The sequence below is a fragment of the Allobosea sp. CCNWLY174 genome (genome assembly GCF_037120455.1).
In the GTDB taxonomy this organism is placed as follows: Bacteria; Pseudomonadota; Alphaproteobacteria; order Rhizobiales; family Beijerinckiaceae; genus Allobosea; species Allobosea lupini.
Genome location: NZ_JBBBBQ010000012.1, coordinates 154,698 through 170,433, shown reverse-complemented (window position 1 = coordinate 170,433; position 15,736 = coordinate 154,698). Strand labels below are relative to the sequence as shown.

The window sequence follows — 15,736 nt, the reverse complement described above, 5'->3', positions numbered from 1 at the left end:
GACGCTCCACCGCCATCTCCGCGTCACGTCTCGTCTCGAACAGTCCAGTCACATTTGCAACCATGACGGGTATCCCTCGCGCTTGTGGCAAAGAACCTGAACTAGCGGCAGGCGGGATGGTTCGATGTTGCCATCGCACCAAAAGCATGGCGTCGAAAGACTGCGTCCATCAGGGGCGGTTGGTGCTATGCTGATCGGCCTCGGCGATGGGTAACTGCCAATGCTCCCGGCGATGCACCCATAGCTCGTGATCAGGCGTCATCCCCGTCGGGGCTCGATAGAGGCTACCGATACGGATTTCGATCTCGGTGCTGTCGTCGGTTGCGAACAAGGCGCTTCCGCAGATGCCACAGAAATGGCGTCGGTCAGTCGACCCCGTCCAGCTTCGGGTCTCGCCGCTTACTGTCACGGCGGCTTGGTCCCAAACCGCATAGGCCATGAATGCCGACCCCGTCTCCTTGCGGCAGGTCAGGCAATGGCACAGTCCGGTCCGGATCGGCTCGCCCGCCAGTTGAAACCGGACCTCGCCGCAGTTGCAGCCACCCTCAAGTTCCATCCGCTCGAATCCCTTCTTGAGGTGATGTCGCGCGCCAACGCGCGCACGCCTCACCTCAGCTGGCTGTCCTTGCTACCGCGGCGGTTGTAAGCACTCATGGAGGCGGGCGCGTCACGCGTGGATTGGCAGTCGACGCAGGTGCGGACACCCGGCATCGCTTGCCTGCGCGCTTCGGGAATCTCCTCGCCGCAGCTCTGACAGCGGATCTCGCCCGGCCCCGAGGGAAGGCGCGACCGTGCGAGACGCACAGCGTCGCTGATGCTGTCGTCGATCTGATCCTGAACCGCTCCGTCTGGAGCCCACCCGCTCGCCATCATCTCGTCCCTCCCGTCTCTCGATCACTGATCTGTCATGACGAGTCTGGAACGGCGAGGTGGACCCATGCGTTCCAAGGCCATCCCCAAAAACGCATAGGATTCGGCAATGGCTCACGATTCGAACTCCATCTCCCGGCGCAAACTGGTCGGCGCCGCGGGCACGGGTCTGGCGTTGGCCGCCGCCGCGACGGGCGCGCAAGCCCAAGCGCCAACGACTGCTGCGCCGATGAGCGATCCGACGACCAAATATCCCAAGCCGCCCTTCCAGAAGCAGTCCCAGCCCTGGCCGGGCCTCGCCAGCAAGATGGAGCCCCGGCCGGATCATGGCGAGACGAGCTACAAAGGTTCCGGTCGGCTGGCAGGCAAGAAGGCCCTGATCACTGGCGGCGATTCCGGCATGGGACGGGCGGCCGCCATCGCCTATGCCCGCGAAGGCGCCGACGTCGCGATCAACTACCATCCCGATGAGGAGCCCGATGCGCGCGAGGTGGTCGCACTGATCAAAGCGGCGGGCCGCAAGGCGGTGGCACTGCCGGGCGATCTGAGGGATCCGGCCTTCTGCGCGAAGCTCGTTACTGACGCTGTCGCAGGGCTTGGCGGGCTGGATATCGTCGTCAACAACGCGGCCCGCCAGCAGACCAACGCCTCGATCCTCGACATCACAAACGACGAGTTTGACTGGACGATCAAGACGAACATCTACGCGCCGTTCTGGATCATCAAAGCCGCGCTGCCCCATCTGAAGCCAGGCGCTGTGATCATCGGCACGACCTCCGAGCAGGCGACGAATCCGTCGGCTGACCTCTACGACTATGCGCAGACCAAGGCCGCAACGACGAACTATGTGCTCTCTCTCGCCAAGCAGCTCGGCAAGAAGGGCATCCGCGTGAATGGCGTCGCGCCCGGCCCGATCTGGACGCCATTACAGGTCAGCGGTGGTGCGACGGATGAGAAGCTCGAAAAATTCGGGGGGATGACGGCTCTCGGAAGGCCGGGCCAGCCAGCCGAATTGGCTTCGATCTATGTTCAGCTTGCGGCGGAAGACGCCAGCTTCACGACCGGCGGGATCTACAATGCCCATGGTGGTGGCACGGTGAGCTGACAAATCCTCAATTGGGCCAGCCGCGCGGAATCCGTTGCGCTGCGCTCTCTAATCAGTGTTGCCGGCGGCGGCCGCAGCCCGGAGCTTTTCAACCAGGAGGCTGGCAGGAAGCGACAATCCCCTGTTCCTTATCGAGATGACAAATTGGCGGCAGGCCCAGGAGTCGGTTAGCGGGACAACCGTCAGACCCAGCGCCCGCTGAACGGCGCGCGCTTCCTCGCCGGGGACGATGGCGACAGCCAGTCCAGCGGCGACGATCCGGTAGGCAGCATCCACTGTCGACACCTGGATCCGGTGGATCAGCTGCTTTCCGGCAGCTCCTGCAGCACTCCGTTGTCTCTGCTGCAAGATGCTGCGAGCCAGGATATCGACGTGCTCGTAGTCCAGAGTCTCGATGAAGGCGACCGCGTCGCGGCTAGCAAGCGGGTGCCCCTCGGGTACCACGACGGCGAGGTGATCCCGGTGATAGGGAAAGACGGTCAGATCCCGGAAATCCACCGCATCCCAGCAAACGCCGATATCGGCTCGTCCCTCTTCGACGCCCCTTACAACCTCCCAGATTTCCCGCTCCTCCATGCTCACTCGGACGTCGCGGTAAATCTTGGCGAAGCGGCCGATGTCATTGGGTAGGAACTGGGCGAGCGCCGACTTGCTGCCGAAAACGCGAACCTGGCCCTGCACGCCCTGCGCAAAGGCGCCGAGCTCCGATTTGATCCGGTCCAGCATCTGCAGCGACTCCCGCGCATAGCGCCAGAGCGCCTCGCCCGCGGCCGTGACCGTCACGCCTCGACGACCACGCTCAAACAATCTGACGCCGGCTTCGCTTTCCATCTGGGCGAGGCGCTTGCTTACCGCCGAGGGCACGATCGCTTCCCTCTGGGCGGCGGCCGCGATGTTGCCCTCCTCGCAGACAGCGACGAACAGGCGCAAGGATACGGGGTCGAAACTGCGCATGAAGCCTCCCGCGGAGTTTTACAGACATCTCCAAATGGAACGGCTGTGATGAATAATGACCACGCCAGAGGTGGCTGATATTGCCTTCGGCTCGCTCTATCGTCCCGTCAACCAAAAACGGGAAGGCAACGATGGCGAAACTGGCTCTTGGCATGTTGCTGGCGACGGCGATCGCGACGCCAGCTGCGGCGCAGAATTATCCATCACGGCCGATCACGATGATCGTTCCCTTTGCCGCTGGGGGGCCGACCGACACGGTCGCTCGTGTGACCGCGGAAACAATGGGCCGCATTCTCGGCCAGAACATCATCGTCGAAAATGTGGCCGGCGCCGGCGGCACGACCGGCAGTCATCGCGCCGTCCGCTCCGATCCCGACGGCCACACCATCCTGCTCAATCATCTCGGACTGGCGACGGCCGTCACGCTCTATCGCAAGCTGCCTTTCGATCCGACGGCCGATCTCAGGCCCGTCGGGGTCGTCTCGGATGCCAGCATGGCGATCATCGCCCGGCCGGGATACCAGCCTGAATCGCTCGCGGATCTGATCAAGGACGTCAAAACGCGCGGGCAGGATGTGACCTTTGCCCATTCGGGCCTGGGCGCCTCCTCGCAACTCTGCGGACTGCTGTTCATGGCGGCCGTGGACAAAAAGCTCACTCAGGTGCCTTTCCGGGGCGGCGGGCCGGTGCTGCAGGCGCTGCTGGCGAACCAGGTCGACCTTGGCTGCGAGCAGGCCACCACTGCCGCGCCCCAGCTGCAGTCGAAGAGCATCAAGGGCTATGCTGTCACGAGCACGCACCGCATCCCTGCGCTTCCCGATGTGCCCACCGTCGGCGAAGGCGGTCTTCCCAACATGGACATCAGCGTGTGGCACGGCCTTTTCGTACCTGCGAAGACCCCTGACTCCGTAATTCAGACGTTGTCGGCAGCGTTGGCGAAGGCTCTGCAGGACCCCACGCTCGCCAGACGCTTCATTGACATCAGCACCGTACCGACGCCGGAAAAAGCCACCCCGCACTCCCTGGCGCAGACCCTGAAAAGCGACATTGGCCGCTGGCGTCCGCTGATCCAGGCCGCCGGTCAGTTCGCCGACTGAACCCAGCCGATCTCCTCCCATAGGAAGCCATTTTAATGCGTATCGTCGACATCCGGGAGCGCACGGCTCCGATCGCCTCGCCCATCGCCAATGCCTTCATCGACTTCTCGAAGATGACGCTGAGCCTGGTTGCCGTCGTCACCGACGCCGTCCGCGACGGCAGGCCGGTGATCGGCTACGGCTTCAACTCGAACGGGCGCTATGGCCAGGGCGGGCTGATCCGCGAGCGCTTCGCGCCGCGTATCCTCGAGGCGGCGCCCGAGAGCCTGCTCGATGCCGAGGGCGGCAATCTCGACCCCGGCAAGGTCTGGGCCGCGATGTTCACCAATGAGAAGCCGGGCGGCCATGGCGAGCGCTCCGTCGCGATGGGCACGATCGACATGGCGGTCTGGGATGCCGTCGCTAAGATCGCCGGCAAGCCGCTCTTCCGTCTGCTGGCGGAGCGTGCCGGCGTTAGCGCCGATCCGAAGGTCTTCGTTTATGCCGCCGGCGGCTACTATTATCCCGGCAAGGGGCTGGAAGGGCTGGCGGCCGAGATGCAGGGCTATCTCGACCGCGGCTACACGGTGGTGAAAATGAAGATCGGCGGCGCTTCGCTGGCCGACGACTGCAAGCGCATCGAGACCGTGCTGAAGATGCTGCCAACCGGCTGCAGGCTCGCGGTCGATGCCAATGGCCGCTTCGATCTCGACACCGCCATCGCTTATGCCAAGGCGCTGCGGCAATACGATCTGTTCTGGTACGAGGAGGCCGGCGATCCGCTCGACTACGACCTTCAAGCTCGGCTCGCCGAGCATTATCCCGGCCCGATGGCGACCGGCGAGAACTTGTTCTCGATGCAGGACGCGCGCAACCTGATCCGCTATGGCGGCATGCGCCCGGACCGCGACTGGCTGCAGTTCGACTGCGCGCTGAGCTACGGCCTCGTCGAATATCTGCGCACGCTGGAGATGCTGAGGCAGAATGGCTGGTCCTGGCGCCGCTGCATCCCCCATGGCGGCCACCAGATGTCGCTGAACATCGCAGCGGGCCTCGGGCTCGGCGGCAATGAATCCTACCCCGACCTGTTCCAGCCCTATGGCGGCTTCCCCGACGGCGTGCGCGTCGAGGCCGGCCACATCGTCATGCCGGAGCTGCCGGGCATTGGCTTCGAGGGCAAAGCCGACCTTATCGCGGAGATGCGTAGCCTCGCCGCGTGAGGCTATGGCTTCGTTATCTGACCAACGCGCCGTCCTTACTGTGCCAGAAGAGGCGGCCCATATGACGAAGGGCGCGCAACAGTGCGGCCCGCAATCACGCTGAGGATCTGCTCTCGGTCGCATGAGCAGCCCCCCGCAAAATCTGGAGCGGACGCCGGTTCGTCACGCCCGTCGCGAGAAGGACGGAGCGGGCCGACCACGATGCATCAAGTCATCGCGCCGTGAACCCCGAGGGCGTTCGTCTGATGTCGTCGATCCGCCCCTCGATCAGGTCGGCGCCATACCGGCGCGCGTGCTCCCTCATTCGCGCCAGGAGGTCCTGGCCAGATATCCCATCCGGGAAACCCGGCACGTTAAGGCTTTTGGGGATCAGGAGGGCGCGGCTTCCACCCTCGTCCACGACCGACACATGCAGGTGGAAGCGAGCAAGGTAGATCGCTGCCGTGAGACCCGCCGGCCCGCCGCCAACGATGAGGCAGTCCAGTTGCCGCATGATTATTCACGCCACTCTTCCAGGATCCGGGCCGTCTCTGCGGTGAATATCTGCTGGCAGAACCGTTGCTTGAAAAGGTCGAGAAGCGCGTCGTGTCCGGCATCGGAAAAACTGCAGACCGCGTCCGTCGCAATGAGGCATGGAGTCCATGATCTACCGCGCCCAGCGCCGAGCATAGCACGCAGATGTCGGTCTCGGCTCCCGTCAGGAATGACCGTGTCGACGTCACGATGCTGCTGATGGGCGACAAGTTTCCGCCCTGCGAAGGCTGAATAGACCGGTTTATCGAAGACCAGCGCGGGGGGCACGAAGGATGCGAGCTCCGGGACGAGCTCCAGCAATGCCGGGTCTATCCGTGCGCGCGTGGTTCGGGCCAGCGGCGATAGAACTCCTTCCAGGCTCCCTCGGCCGTCCGCGCTGACCGGTGTGACGAAGCGCGTGATCGTCGCCTCCGGCCGGTACCGCGCCAGGGCCACGCACTGCGGCACCACCTTGAGGAGCCAGGGTGTCGACCAGGGGCCATCGTGCGAGAACAGCCGTTGCATGTCGACGCAGACGTGAGCGGTGCGGGAGGTCAAACGAGGTACCACCTGGTCCATCGCCCATCCTTTTTGGCTGCGACCATGCCGCGGCAAAAGGCCCCCGGATTTCTCCGGAGGCCTGGGTGTTCGTAGGCGTGGTAGGTCAGACGACTGGCGGCGTCATGCGGCCGGAAGCGGTCGCCTGGCGATCGTAGGGATCCGCGTTCTCGTCGAAGCGGGTCCAACCTTCCTGACGATACTGCGCCGTGCGCTCGGCGCGATCGAGCGGTGTCGCACCGTCGAGGATGGCCTCCACCGCCGCCTCCTGCGTGGGCTCGGCGCGAACCGAGACCACCGATCCGCCGCGCCGAACCGTCTCGGCGTAGTAGTGGGCCTCGTCCTCGTCATGGCCCTCCTTGACGAAGGAGCCGACCAGGCCGCCAGCCGCTGCGCCGGCGACTGCGCCGGCAGCTGTCGATGCTAGCCAGCCTGCCGCGACGACCGGGCCGATGCCCGGAATGGCCAGCATGCCCAGACCGGCAAGCAGGCCGGCTGCGCCACCGACGCCCGCGCCGATCCCGGCGCCTTCCTCGGCGTTGGTCTCGCCGTCGCCGTTGCGGCCGACGATGCTGACGTTGCTGCTTGAAATTCCGGCTTCCTCAAGCCTCTCGACAACCGAGCGGGCGGTTTCGTAGTCGCCGTAGGAACGGGTGATCGTGCGGGTCATGTTGGTCTCCAAAGGTCGTGGTGAGAGGGACCTCAATCAGTTGCGGGTGATGTTGCCGCGGTAATCGACCGAGACGTTGACCTGGGCGCCGGCGTTGGTGGCCTTGCCCTTCCAGACGCCGTTGTCGTCCTTCTTCAGGTCCGTGACGTTGGTGTAGCCGTTGGCTTCGAGCCGGCTCTTGGCTTGGCCTTCGGTGAAGCTGTTGGCGCCTGGCAGCGGGGCGTTCGCGTCGGCAGGGGCAGGCGTCGGGGCCGGCGACGTAGTGGACGTCTGGGCCATGGCGCCGCAGGAGGTCGCCGTGGCGATCAGGGAAGCTATGATCAGCTTTTTCATGGTGGTCTCCCGATGGATTGCGGCTGTGCCGCGATGCCCAGGAAAACGGCGAGTTGCCTAAGTTAGTTCCATTCCAAATCACGGATGCGTGAGGAACAGGAACGGTTCTCCCTCGTTGACCGGATATTCCAGTCAGCCACTAGGAGAAGCACCATGGCGACCGAACCCAAAGTCCTCGACGACATGTTCCACGACATGCTCAAGGACGTCTATTACGCCGAGAAGCAAATCCTGAAGGCCCTGCCGAAGATGGCCAAGGCGGCCAGGTCGCCCGAACTGAAGAAGGCCTTCGAGACCCACCGTACCGAAACCGAGGGCCATATCGAGCGTCTCGGCGACATCTTCGAGGCGATCGGCAAGGCGCCCCGTGGCAAGACCTGCGACGCCATCCTCGGCATTCTGGAGGAAGGCAAGGCGGTCATGGAGGATTACGCCGACAGCCCGGCCCTCGACGCCGGTCTGGTCGCCTCGGCGCAGGCGGTCGAGCACTACGAGATGACTCGATACGGCACCCTTAAGGCCTGGGCACAGCAGCTCGGCCACAAGGAGGCGGTGACGCTCCTAGAGGCCACGCTGACGGAAGAGACCAAGACGGACCATCTGCTGACCAAGATCAGCACGTCGACCAATTCCGCGGCGGTGGCAAAGGCCAAGACCGCCTGATTGCCATGCAGCGAAGAGCCCGTCGAGTGTCAACTCGGCGGGCTTGTGCCGACAAGCGGACGTTCTGCGGAGGAACAGTCAGCCTCGAACGCCGAAACCTTACTGCTATTCGACGAGGGACCGGATATACGCCTTCAACGAGGTCGGACCCTTCTCTGTTTCGCTTTCGGGCGTCACCGGTCCGTCAATGGCCATTGCCGTCATGCGAGCATAAGCATCGGCAGCGGGCTCGGAAAAACCTTGTGACCTGAAGGCTTCTACCCAACGATCGCGCGGCGTGGTCACGGCGCGGACTTCGGCCCTGAGCGCTTCGGCGAAGGCATCAGCGACATCACTGAACGTCGGGCGTGTCGGGCCTTCGATCGATACGATGCCGACATCGTCAAAGCCTGAAGTCAGGCGACGCACAGCGACCTCGCCAAGATCGTCGGGCGCCACCATCGGCAGTCGAAAGTCTGCCGGGAACATCGTTCGGAGTTCGCCTGTCTCGCGCATCTGGCCAATCTGCATCGCGAAGTTCGACAGGTAATAGGCGCCACGGTTGATCGAGGTGGGAATCGGCAGCGAGAAGAGCCCCTGCTCGAATTCGTACAGCACGCTTGAATCTCCGGTGCGAGGCAGGAGCGCGGGACCCGCAGCGGCGCCCATTGTCGAAGCCGCGACAACTTTCTCCAGTCCCGAACCGTCGAGCGCCTGCAGGATGGCTCGAACGGTGTAGGTCTCCTCGGCGTCTGTGTCCGTCGAGGGCGCAGCTGGAGGGTTGAGCAGGAAAGCCCGGCGACCGCGCTTGAATGCGGCTCTCAGGGCGCCGGGATCGCGTGCGTCGACGACAAAGGTCTTCGCTCCCTTGCTCTCCAGCCCGGCCGCCTTCTCCGGCGAATGGAGAAGAGCGAGGACAGCTTTCTTTTTAACAAGCAGGCCCTCTACTATGACCGAGCCAAGATGACCGCTCGCGCCCATCACCACGAACATAGACAGCCTCCTGATTCTCCCTAAGGAACGGGCTGGGCAGCGGCATGGTTCCGGCAAAAGGTACGCTTAAACGTCGTTAACCGCAGCTAGCCGCGGTCTGCGCCAGCTGAACTTGCCACGATCGTTCCCAGGGCGCTTGAGTGTCGCTTACCGCGCTGCGCCATAAGCGGACTCCAGCTCCCTGCCCGAAAGCGGACCCATTTTGCCCGCGCAATGGCGACCGAAACCGACGCTTAGCTAACCGTCCCTCCACTTTCAGAAGCTAATGGCGAGGTTTGCCTTACGTGGTCCTGTGCGTCTTCGGCGAGCTGCGCGATGTCTGAGCGCAACATTTCCCGCGAGCCCCTGTTCCACCAAAAGGAGGCAATCTGGAATGCACAGCTTGCCCACATCGAATTGGAACTTCGCTGACACCTCCGAAACAGCGAGCGTCGGATCCGTCTTCACAACGGCGGCTGCCATCGCAGTGAAATGGAGGCAGCAAACGGCCGCGCCAAATAGCGTTGCGGCGATCAATCTGTGCCGACGCCTGTTGGCGAGATGTTCTATGAAGATGGCGGCGCTGAGCAGCAGGACAGCGGAGCTCACGGAGAGCGCGACCAGAGCAGGTTCCCAAGCGAACGTACCCGCGAACACCAGTGCTCGCATGCCGGTGAAGTGCATGGCAGCAATAGCCGCGCTGAGTACGATAGCGCCGACGAGTGCGCATGGGAGAGCCGTTGACATCAAGAGGGGCATTGCGCTGCCGGCGATCACGACGCTCAGTAGCGCGGAGGTAACCGTCAACGTGATATCGTAGCTGACGGCACTCGCGGGAGCAAAGCCGAGCATCGCGAAAAATGGGTGGACCATATCCCGCCGCCAGCCACGCAAGCAGCTATGAGCGACCAGCCGTGCCGCGGTCCGCCTTGTTGCGCGCGGGCGTGGTTGAGAATCGCACAAACGGTGAATCCAGATATGAGCGAGACGAGAACCGCCAGAAGAACGAGTTGGGGATCATGGTCCGTTCGTATGCAATCCAAAATCCGGATGAACATGCGCAGCCTTGCCGTTAAAGCAGTTGACCCCAAGAATCGGCGCCCGGCCTTTCGGCTCGATTTGAAGCTTGACGATGCGGTATCACAGCGCAGCTAAAAGTTGTTGATCAATGAAATATTGCAGGAAAACGTACAAGATATTTACCGGTAACTTCATGCTGAGTTTGAGATTTACCAGAAAATCAGAAACCGTTTTTCTTGTGGATCAAACGCCCTCAGAGGAGACCCTGACGGCGACAGCATTGCAGGTCTACCGACTGGCTCGGCAATGCGCCAACTCCTGCGTGACGCCTGGCCAAGAAGCGAATATTTGTGTTGGCATCGCTTAGGTGTGCGCGCTCCCGAGGCAGGGCACCCGGCGGCCCGCCTCGGCCACTCATTCAGGTCACATCAACGACAAAACTTTAACTTCTGCATGCGACCAATTTTCCGGGGGCTGGTGGAGGCGTGGATCGAAACAATGACGGCGCGCAACGGCGCCAGCGATAAGGGGCGGCTGGGCGTCCTATTGCAGCGTTACCATCTGTGGATTGGCCAAAAACTCGGCCTGCCAGACCTCGACGAAACCGAGGCGGGATTGCTGCGGCGCCTGCAGTCTGAAGTTTTCTCGGCAATCTTGCCACCTGTTCTCATCTCCAACATCGCGGCCGCCGTAGTCACGGCGGCGGTAGCGATTTGGCACGGCTGGGTTCTAGCAGCGGTCGGTTGGTTCACTTGCGTCGTTGTAATCGGCATTGCCGGCTTGCGCCGAACTCGAGCGCTTGAGACACGCCAGCGTGCGGAACCGCCCTCAGAGCGTTTCACACGGCGCACGATAGTTGACTCCGCCATACTGGCTTTGCCGTGGCTCATCGCTGGGCTCTGGCTTAATCCGTCCCTCGTGCCGGAAATGGAAACGCTCGTTGCAACGATCCTGGCTGGATTGATCTTCGCGGGTATCTTTACCATGGCGAGCATGCCGGCCGCTGCACTGACCTTTTCAGGCATGATAATGATCGGCCGCCTAGCTCAGGTCATCTATACACCGCTCAATCAGGCAATAAGCAACCTCGCGCTGCTAATTATTTACAGCATCATACTTTTGGTGTCGTTGCGCGCTTTTGCGCGACTTTATATTGACCGTATCCGTTCCGCGCTTGTTGCTTCCAGACTACGGGAAGAGGCGCTTTCACGCGCTGCCCGCGAGGAGGACCGCAGGGAGGCGGCCGAAGCACAGGCGCGCGGCTTCCGCGATGAGGTAGGCGACATCATGAACACCTTCATGAACTCGGCGGAACGCATGACCGAGGCAGCGATAATGCTGCGTACCATTGCAGGTGCGACGCATAGTTCTCTGACCAGAGCCGTCTCGCGAGTTGCTTACGCCAGCGACGATATCTTGTCGGTCGAGATTTGCTCCCGCCGGCTCACAGATAGTGTCGGGCAGATTCGTCGGGAAACCGACACAACGAGCGACCTTGTCGGCGCCGCGGCGGCGGATATCGAAGCGGCCATTGCCATCCGCGCCGAGCTCACCGATGCGGTTCGCGACATCGGCGAGGTCTCGGAGGTGATCCGGGGTATTGCCACGCAAACTAATCTACTCGCCCTCAACGCCACAATAGAGGCAGCCCGAGCCGGCGCTGCCGGGCGAGGCTTTGCGGTCGTTGCAGGAGAGGTGAAGGATCTGGCCGCCCGCACTGCGATCGCAACGCAAGTAATCGGAGCTAGGATCGGGGAGGTGCGAACCGCCACAGAACGGTCTCTGGCCGCCATGCGGAATATCGGTCAGTCGACGGAAGCGATAGTCAACGCGACCAGTGGGATCGTACGCGCCGTCGACGAACAAGCCAGCACAATAGACACGATTGCATCGCTGTTGGCACGCGCGATCGCTCAGGCCGAGGAGGCAACTGGCGCGATGAAGCAAGTGGCTTTCGATGCGGAACGCACATTGAGCAGTGGCGAAGAGATCGCGGATGCCGCAGCGGTGGTCGATGGGGAGGTCACGCGTCTTGGGCAAACCGTGATCCGCTTTTCAGGCCAGATGGCAAGCTAGGCTGGTCGGCTTGCGCCATTGGCGGACAGTTCTCGCCAACCAACCCGGCTGTCAGCCTAGCGCCACAAGCGGACTCTAGCGTACTGCCCGAAAGCCGACCCAACCGAGCTTGGGTCTTGCGCATGACGGAGTGTTTGCCTGGCGCCGCGTAACGCGAGCCTTACATTGTTGCCTTCGTGGCCAACTCTCTCTGAAACCCAGCGGCGAGATGATCGATCAACGCCCGGACCGCCGGTGGCAGACCGCGCCGGGTCGTGAAGACCAAATGCACGATGCCTTTGAGCCCGTGCCACGCTGGCAGTACGCGGACGAGACGCCCGTCGGAAAGCGCCTCACGGCAGACATGATCAGGCAGGATCGCGACGCCCAGCCCGTCGATAGCGGCCTGGCGAACCGCCATCATATCAGCGCAACCCATCCGTGGCGTGATACGGACGGCGCGAGTGCCGCCGTCTTCAGATTCCAGCTGCCATTCCAGATCGTCTGCATCGTCACTGGTCGCGAGGGTGGGCAGCGCGGCCAGCTGCGCAACGTCGGCCACCTGGCTCGCGAGCCGTGGCGCGGCGACGAGAATGCGTGTCGAGAGCCCGAGCGTGCGCATCGTCAGGGCGGCGTCGCTCGTCAGGGCCGCGCGAACCCGCAGCGCCAGATCGATCCGCTCCGCGATCAGATCGACGGGCCGGTCAGTCGCAGCGAGTTGCAGACGCACCTTGGGATATTTGGCCAGGAAGGATGATATCAGGCCCGAGATCGGCTCCAACATGCCGGTGGGACAGCTGAAGCGGATGCGGCCATGCGGTTCCGACTGAGCCTGCATGACCAGCGCTTCGGCCTGCTCCGCCTCCGCCATGATCGCCCGGCAGCGATCGTAAAAGGCAAGGCCCGTATCGGTCACGCGGAAGCGCCGGCTCGATCGTTCGATCAGCCGCAGCCCGAGCCGCTCCTCCAGCGCTGCAATGCGCCGGCTGAGCTTCGATTTGGGTTCGCGCAGAGCCCGGCCGGCCGGGGCGAAGCCACCGTGAGCCACGACCTCGGCGAAATAGGCGTAGTCGTTCAAGTCGATCTTCATCATCGTTCCGTCTGTGGAACGATGAGTGCCATATTCGGCGACTACACGCATCATCGTTCTTGTCCCATTTGAAACGGGCGGCGGCGCTTCGTCGCTTGGTTTCAAGGAGACGAACAATGACGAGCAAGTTCGACGACAAGGTCGTGGTGGTGACGGGCGGGACGAGCGGCATCGGACTCGCAACGGCGAAAGCTTTCGCCACCGAGGGCGCATCGGTGTTCATCACCGGCCGCCGGCAGGACGCGCTCGACGCCGCGGTGAAGCAGATCGGCGGCAAGGTCACCGGCGTCCGCGGTGACATGTCGATGCTCGCCGACATCGATCGGCTTTACGATGCCATCCAGCAGAAGCACGCGCAGATCGACGTGGTCTTCGCCAATGCGGGCGGTGGCGAAATGGCGCCTCTCGGCGCGATCACCGAGGAGCATTACCAGCGCACCTTCGACACCAATGTGAAGGGTGTGCTCTTCACCGTCCAGAAGGCGCTGCCGCTACTGAAGGACGGGGCTTCGGTTATCCTGACCAGCTCGACCACCAGCATTTCCGGCACGCCGGCCTTCAGCGTCTATTCCGCCACCAAGGCCGCGGTACGCAACTTCGCCCGGAACTGGATTCTGGATCTCAAGGATCGGCACATCCGCGTCAACGCGATTAGCCCCGGCGTGACCGATACGGCAGGGCTCGACGAGCTCTTCGGTGGTGGCGAGCAGGCGAAGGGCACCAAGGATTATCTCGCCAGCCTGATACCTGCGGGCAGGGTCGGGCAGCCCGAGGAAATCGCGAAGGCCGTTCTGTTCCTTGCTTCAGATGAAGCGAGCTTTGTCAACGGCATCGAGCTCTTCGTCGATGGTGGCCAGGTTCAGATCTGAGTTGCAGACCATCATTGGATGACCGCAGCCGGCGGCAGCCCTTTCCCTTCACAGACCAGATTCAACAGGTGTTTCCAGTGATGCTGACCAATGAAGACATCATCCGCAGCCTGTATGCCCTTGCAGAGGCTTCGTCCAAGGACACGGACAAGTTCATCTCGCTGTTCGCCGAGGACGGCTATTTCTACGACGTGCCGGGCGGCAGGAAATACTATGGCAAGGAGATCGGCCTGCCCGTCGACGCGATGGTCGCGGCGTTTCCCGACATGCATCGCGAACTGTACGACATCTACGTCAAAGACGACGTGGTGATCGTGGAGTTGGCCCTGCAGGGCACGCATAAGGGCGATTTCTACATGGCCGACGGGATCTTGCCCGCAACCGGCGAGAGGATGGATGCGCCGTGCTGCGACGTGTTCCACCTGAAAGACGGCAAGGTCACCTCCTTCCATTGCTACAACCTGCCGTCGGTCATCCTTCAGCAGCTCGGTGTTCTCGAAAACCTGGGTGCTGCGCTGAAGCGCGGATGAGCGAACTCCAATCAGAAATCCGCGGGCGCAGCGTCTCGGATGTAGGGGACGACGATCGTAACCTGTACAATCGTCCGTCATTCCTTCCAGGGGAATGACGGACTGCTTTGGTCTCTTTTGTCAGCCAGCATTCGCTGCAGCTTCTGCAATGATACCGGGTGTGAACACCGCATCCAAACCTCGCCGGCAAATGCCAATGCCGCTAGGATCTCGCTAGCACTCAGCGCCAGAAGCCGACCTTCGCGCCTTGCCCGAAAGCGGACGCAAGCGGTTCTGGAGCAAGATGTCGGCTCTCACACCCTTGCCGACAAGTCGCCGGCGGTTCGGCAAGGGGGGTGAGGCGGAAGCCTAGCCGAGCCGGTCTCGCCAGTCGCGCAGCGCTTCCAGGAGCTGGCGAATGAAGCCGGCGGTCGCCTCATCGGTGAGCTTGCCGGCCTCGTCGAACTTGGTTTGAGCGGCGCCGATCATCACCTCCGGTTTGTTGAGCGGGAAGGCGTTGAGGAAGATCAGCATCTGCCGCAACTGATATTGCGCCCTTGCCGTGCCGAAGATGCCGCCGCTCGCCCCCATGATCGCCACGGGCTTGTTGTCGAAAGGCTGGCTCGGTGGGCGCGAGGCCCAGTCGATCGCGTTCTTGAGCACGCCCGGAATCGAGTAATTGTACTCCGGCGTCACGAACAGTATCGCATCAGCGGCAGCAAGCTGGTCGCGAAAGCGCTGAGCCTGAGGCGGGTAGCCGGCGATGCGGACATCGTCATTGTAGAGCGGCAGGTCGCCGATCTCGGCAACGTCGATCGTCATTCCCTCCGGCGCCAGCGCGATGGCAGCCCTCAGCGCCGCGGTGTTGTAGGACCCGGCCCGCAGGCTGCCCGAAATCCCCACGACCCGGATCGGGCGGCTGTCTTTCGTCATGTCTTCTCTCCTGAAACGCTCGGTCGGATGTCGGACTCAGCCCTGGCGCCTGATGAAGCCGGTGATCGCGATGCGCTCCCAGATGCCGGCGGTGTGGAACGGATCGGCGGCATTGAAGCGCTCCACGGTTGCAAGGTCCACAGCCTCCACGAGGAAGAGGCTGCCGATCATGGTCGAGCCGTCCTCGGCGACCAGGGGGCCGGACATCACGATCTTCACATTCAGCGCGGAGGTATCTGAGAGAAAGGCTTTGTGTGCGTCGTAGTTGGCGAGGCGGGCGTCGAGCCCGCCCGGCTTGTCGAGGGCGTGGATCACGAACAGCATGCGATGGGCTCCTATCGCGGCCG

General features: G+C 62.9%; 19 protein-coding genes. 7 read left to right on the top strand and 12 right to left on the bottom strand.

Annotated features, from left to right (window positions below):
* Positions 1-169 precede the first annotated feature (169 nt).
* Together V7S63_RS26085 and V7S63_RS26080 are read right to left on the bottom strand one after the other, a co-directional pair.
* Positions 170-556 carry a GFA family protein gene (locus V7S63_RS26085; RefSeq protein WP_336532425.1) on the bottom strand — a complete coding sequence of 129 codons (387 nt, stop codon included), beginning with the start codon at positions 554-556 and terminating at the stop codon, positions 170-172.
* A gap of 50 nt (positions 557-606) precedes the next feature.
* The gene (locus V7S63_RS26080; protein WP_336532448.1) at positions 607-870 is read right to left on the bottom strand and encodes a DksA/TraR family C4-type zinc finger protein; all 264 of its coding nucleotides are present in this window, start codon (positions 868-870) and stop codon (positions 607-609) included.
* Between the two features lie 229 nt (positions 871-1,099).
* Here V7S63_RS26080 and V7S63_RS26075 point away from each other — a divergent pair, with 229 nt between their 5' ends.
* Positions 1,100-1,975, top strand: coding sequence for an SDR family oxidoreductase (locus V7S63_RS26075; RefSeq protein WP_244543958.1), 876 nt, complete (start codon positions 1,100-1,102; stop codon positions 1,973-1,975).
* Between the two features lie 48 nt (positions 1,976-2,023).
* On the opposite strand, the gene V7S63_RS26070 is transcribed toward V7S63_RS26075, so the two are convergent.
* Positions 2,024-2,929 carry a LysR family transcriptional regulator gene (locus V7S63_RS26070; protein ID WP_336532424.1) on the bottom strand — a complete coding sequence of 302 codons (906 nt, stop codon included), beginning with the start codon at positions 2,927-2,929 and terminating at the stop codon, positions 2,024-2,026.
* Positions 2,930-3,060: 131 nt separating this feature from the next.
* Between V7S63_RS26070 and V7S63_RS26065 the strand changes: the two genes are divergently transcribed.
* Positions 3,061-4,026, top strand: a complete 966-nt coding sequence (locus tag V7S63_RS26065) for a tripartite tricarboxylate transporter substrate-binding protein (protein WP_336532423.1) — start codon at positions 3,061-3,063, stop codon at positions 4,024-4,026.
* A 29-nt stretch (positions 4,027-4,055) separates the two neighbouring features.
* Entirely contained in the window at positions 4,056-5,225 is a 1,170-nt protein-coding gene (locus tag V7S63_RS26060) for a mandelate racemase/muconate lactonizing enzyme family protein (RefSeq protein ID WP_336532447.1), read from the top strand.
* Positions 5,226-5,436: 211 nt separating this feature from the next.
* Here V7S63_RS26060 and V7S63_RS26055 read toward each other — a convergent pair whose 3' ends face one another.
* The 4 genes from V7S63_RS26055 to V7S63_RS26040 all read right to left on the bottom strand — a co-directional run bounded on the left by V7S63_RS26055 (position 5,437) and on the right by V7S63_RS26040 (position 7,299).
* The gene (locus V7S63_RS26055; RefSeq protein ID WP_336532422.1) at positions 5,437-5,718 is read right to left on the bottom strand and encodes an NAD(P)/FAD-dependent oxidoreductase; all 282 of its coding nucleotides are present in this window, start codon (positions 5,716-5,718) and stop codon (positions 5,437-5,439) included.
* A 2-nt stretch (positions 5,719-5,720) separates the two neighbouring features.
* Positions 5,721-6,317, bottom strand: a complete 597-nt coding sequence (locus tag V7S63_RS26050; RefSeq protein WP_336532421.1) for a cysteine hydrolase family protein — start codon at positions 6,315-6,317, stop codon at positions 5,721-5,723.
* A gap of 85 nt (positions 6,318-6,402) precedes the next feature.
* Positions 6,403-6,966 carry a hypothetical protein gene (locus tag V7S63_RS26045; protein WP_336532420.1) on the bottom strand — a complete coding sequence of 188 codons (564 nt, stop codon included), beginning with the start codon at positions 6,964-6,966 and terminating at the stop codon, positions 6,403-6,405.
* 36 nt (positions 6,967-7,002) lie between these two features.
* Complete coding sequence (locus tag V7S63_RS26040; RefSeq protein ID WP_336532419.1) at positions 7,003-7,299, bottom strand: PepSY domain-containing protein; 297 nt, start codon at positions 7,297-7,299, stop codon at positions 7,003-7,005.
* A gap of 153 nt (positions 7,300-7,452) precedes the next feature.
* Here V7S63_RS26040 and V7S63_RS26035 point away from each other — a divergent pair, with 153 nt between their 5' ends.
* Positions 7,453-7,962, top strand: coding sequence for a YciE/YciF ferroxidase family protein (locus V7S63_RS26035; protein ID WP_336532418.1), 510 nt, complete (start codon positions 7,453-7,455; stop codon positions 7,960-7,962).
* Positions 7,963-8,067: 105 nt separating this feature from the next.
* Here the strand turns inward: V7S63_RS26035 and V7S63_RS26030 are convergent, their stop codons facing one another.
* Positions 8,068-8,934, bottom strand: a complete 867-nt coding sequence (locus V7S63_RS26030) for an NAD(P)H-binding protein (RefSeq protein ID WP_336532417.1) — start codon at positions 8,932-8,934, stop codon at positions 8,068-8,070.
* A 255-nt stretch (positions 8,935-9,189) separates the two neighbouring features.
* Positions 9,190-9,786 carry an MHYT domain-containing protein gene (locus V7S63_RS26025; protein ID WP_336532416.1) on the bottom strand — a complete coding sequence of 199 codons (597 nt, stop codon included), beginning with the start codon at positions 9,784-9,786 and terminating at the stop codon, positions 9,190-9,192.
* A 645-nt stretch (positions 9,787-10,431) separates the two neighbouring features.
* Between V7S63_RS26025 and V7S63_RS26020 the strand changes: the two genes are divergently transcribed.
* The gene (locus V7S63_RS26020) at positions 10,432-12,009 is read left to right on the top strand and encodes a methyl-accepting chemotaxis protein (RefSeq protein WP_336532415.1); all 1,578 of its coding nucleotides are present in this window, start codon (positions 10,432-10,434) and stop codon (positions 12,007-12,009) included.
* Positions 12,010-12,169: 160 nt separating this feature from the next.
* Here the strand turns inward: V7S63_RS26020 and V7S63_RS26015 are convergent, their stop codons facing one another.
* The gene (locus V7S63_RS26015; protein ID WP_336532446.1) at positions 12,170-13,078 is read right to left on the bottom strand and encodes a LysR family transcriptional regulator; all 909 of its coding nucleotides are present in this window, start codon (positions 13,076-13,078) and stop codon (positions 12,170-12,172) included.
* Between the two features lie 116 nt (positions 13,079-13,194).
* Between V7S63_RS26015 and V7S63_RS26010 the strand changes: the two genes are divergently transcribed.
* Complete coding sequence (locus V7S63_RS26010) at positions 13,195-13,947, top strand: SDR family NAD(P)-dependent oxidoreductase (protein ID WP_336532414.1); 753 nt, start codon at positions 13,195-13,197, stop codon at positions 13,945-13,947.
* Positions 13,948-13,961: 14 nt separating this feature from the next.
* Positions 13,962-14,477, top strand: coding sequence for a nuclear transport factor 2 family protein (locus V7S63_RS26005; protein ID WP_336532413.1), 516 nt, complete (start codon positions 13,962-13,964; stop codon positions 14,475-14,477).
* Between the two features lie 348 nt (positions 14,478-14,825).
* Here V7S63_RS26005 and V7S63_RS26000 read toward each other — a convergent pair whose 3' ends face one another.
* Together V7S63_RS26000 and V7S63_RS25995 are read right to left on the bottom strand one after the other, a co-directional pair.
* Positions 14,826-15,389 (bottom strand): NADPH-dependent FMN reductase, encoded by a 564-nt coding sequence (locus tag V7S63_RS26000; RefSeq protein WP_336532412.1) that lies wholly within the window; start codon positions 15,387-15,389, stop codon positions 14,826-14,828.
* A gap of 36 nt (positions 15,390-15,425) precedes the next feature.
* Positions 15,426-15,713, bottom strand: coding sequence for a YciI family protein (locus V7S63_RS25995; RefSeq protein WP_336532411.1), 288 nt, complete (start codon positions 15,711-15,713; stop codon positions 15,426-15,428).
* Positions 15,714-15,736 lie beyond the last annotated feature (23 nt).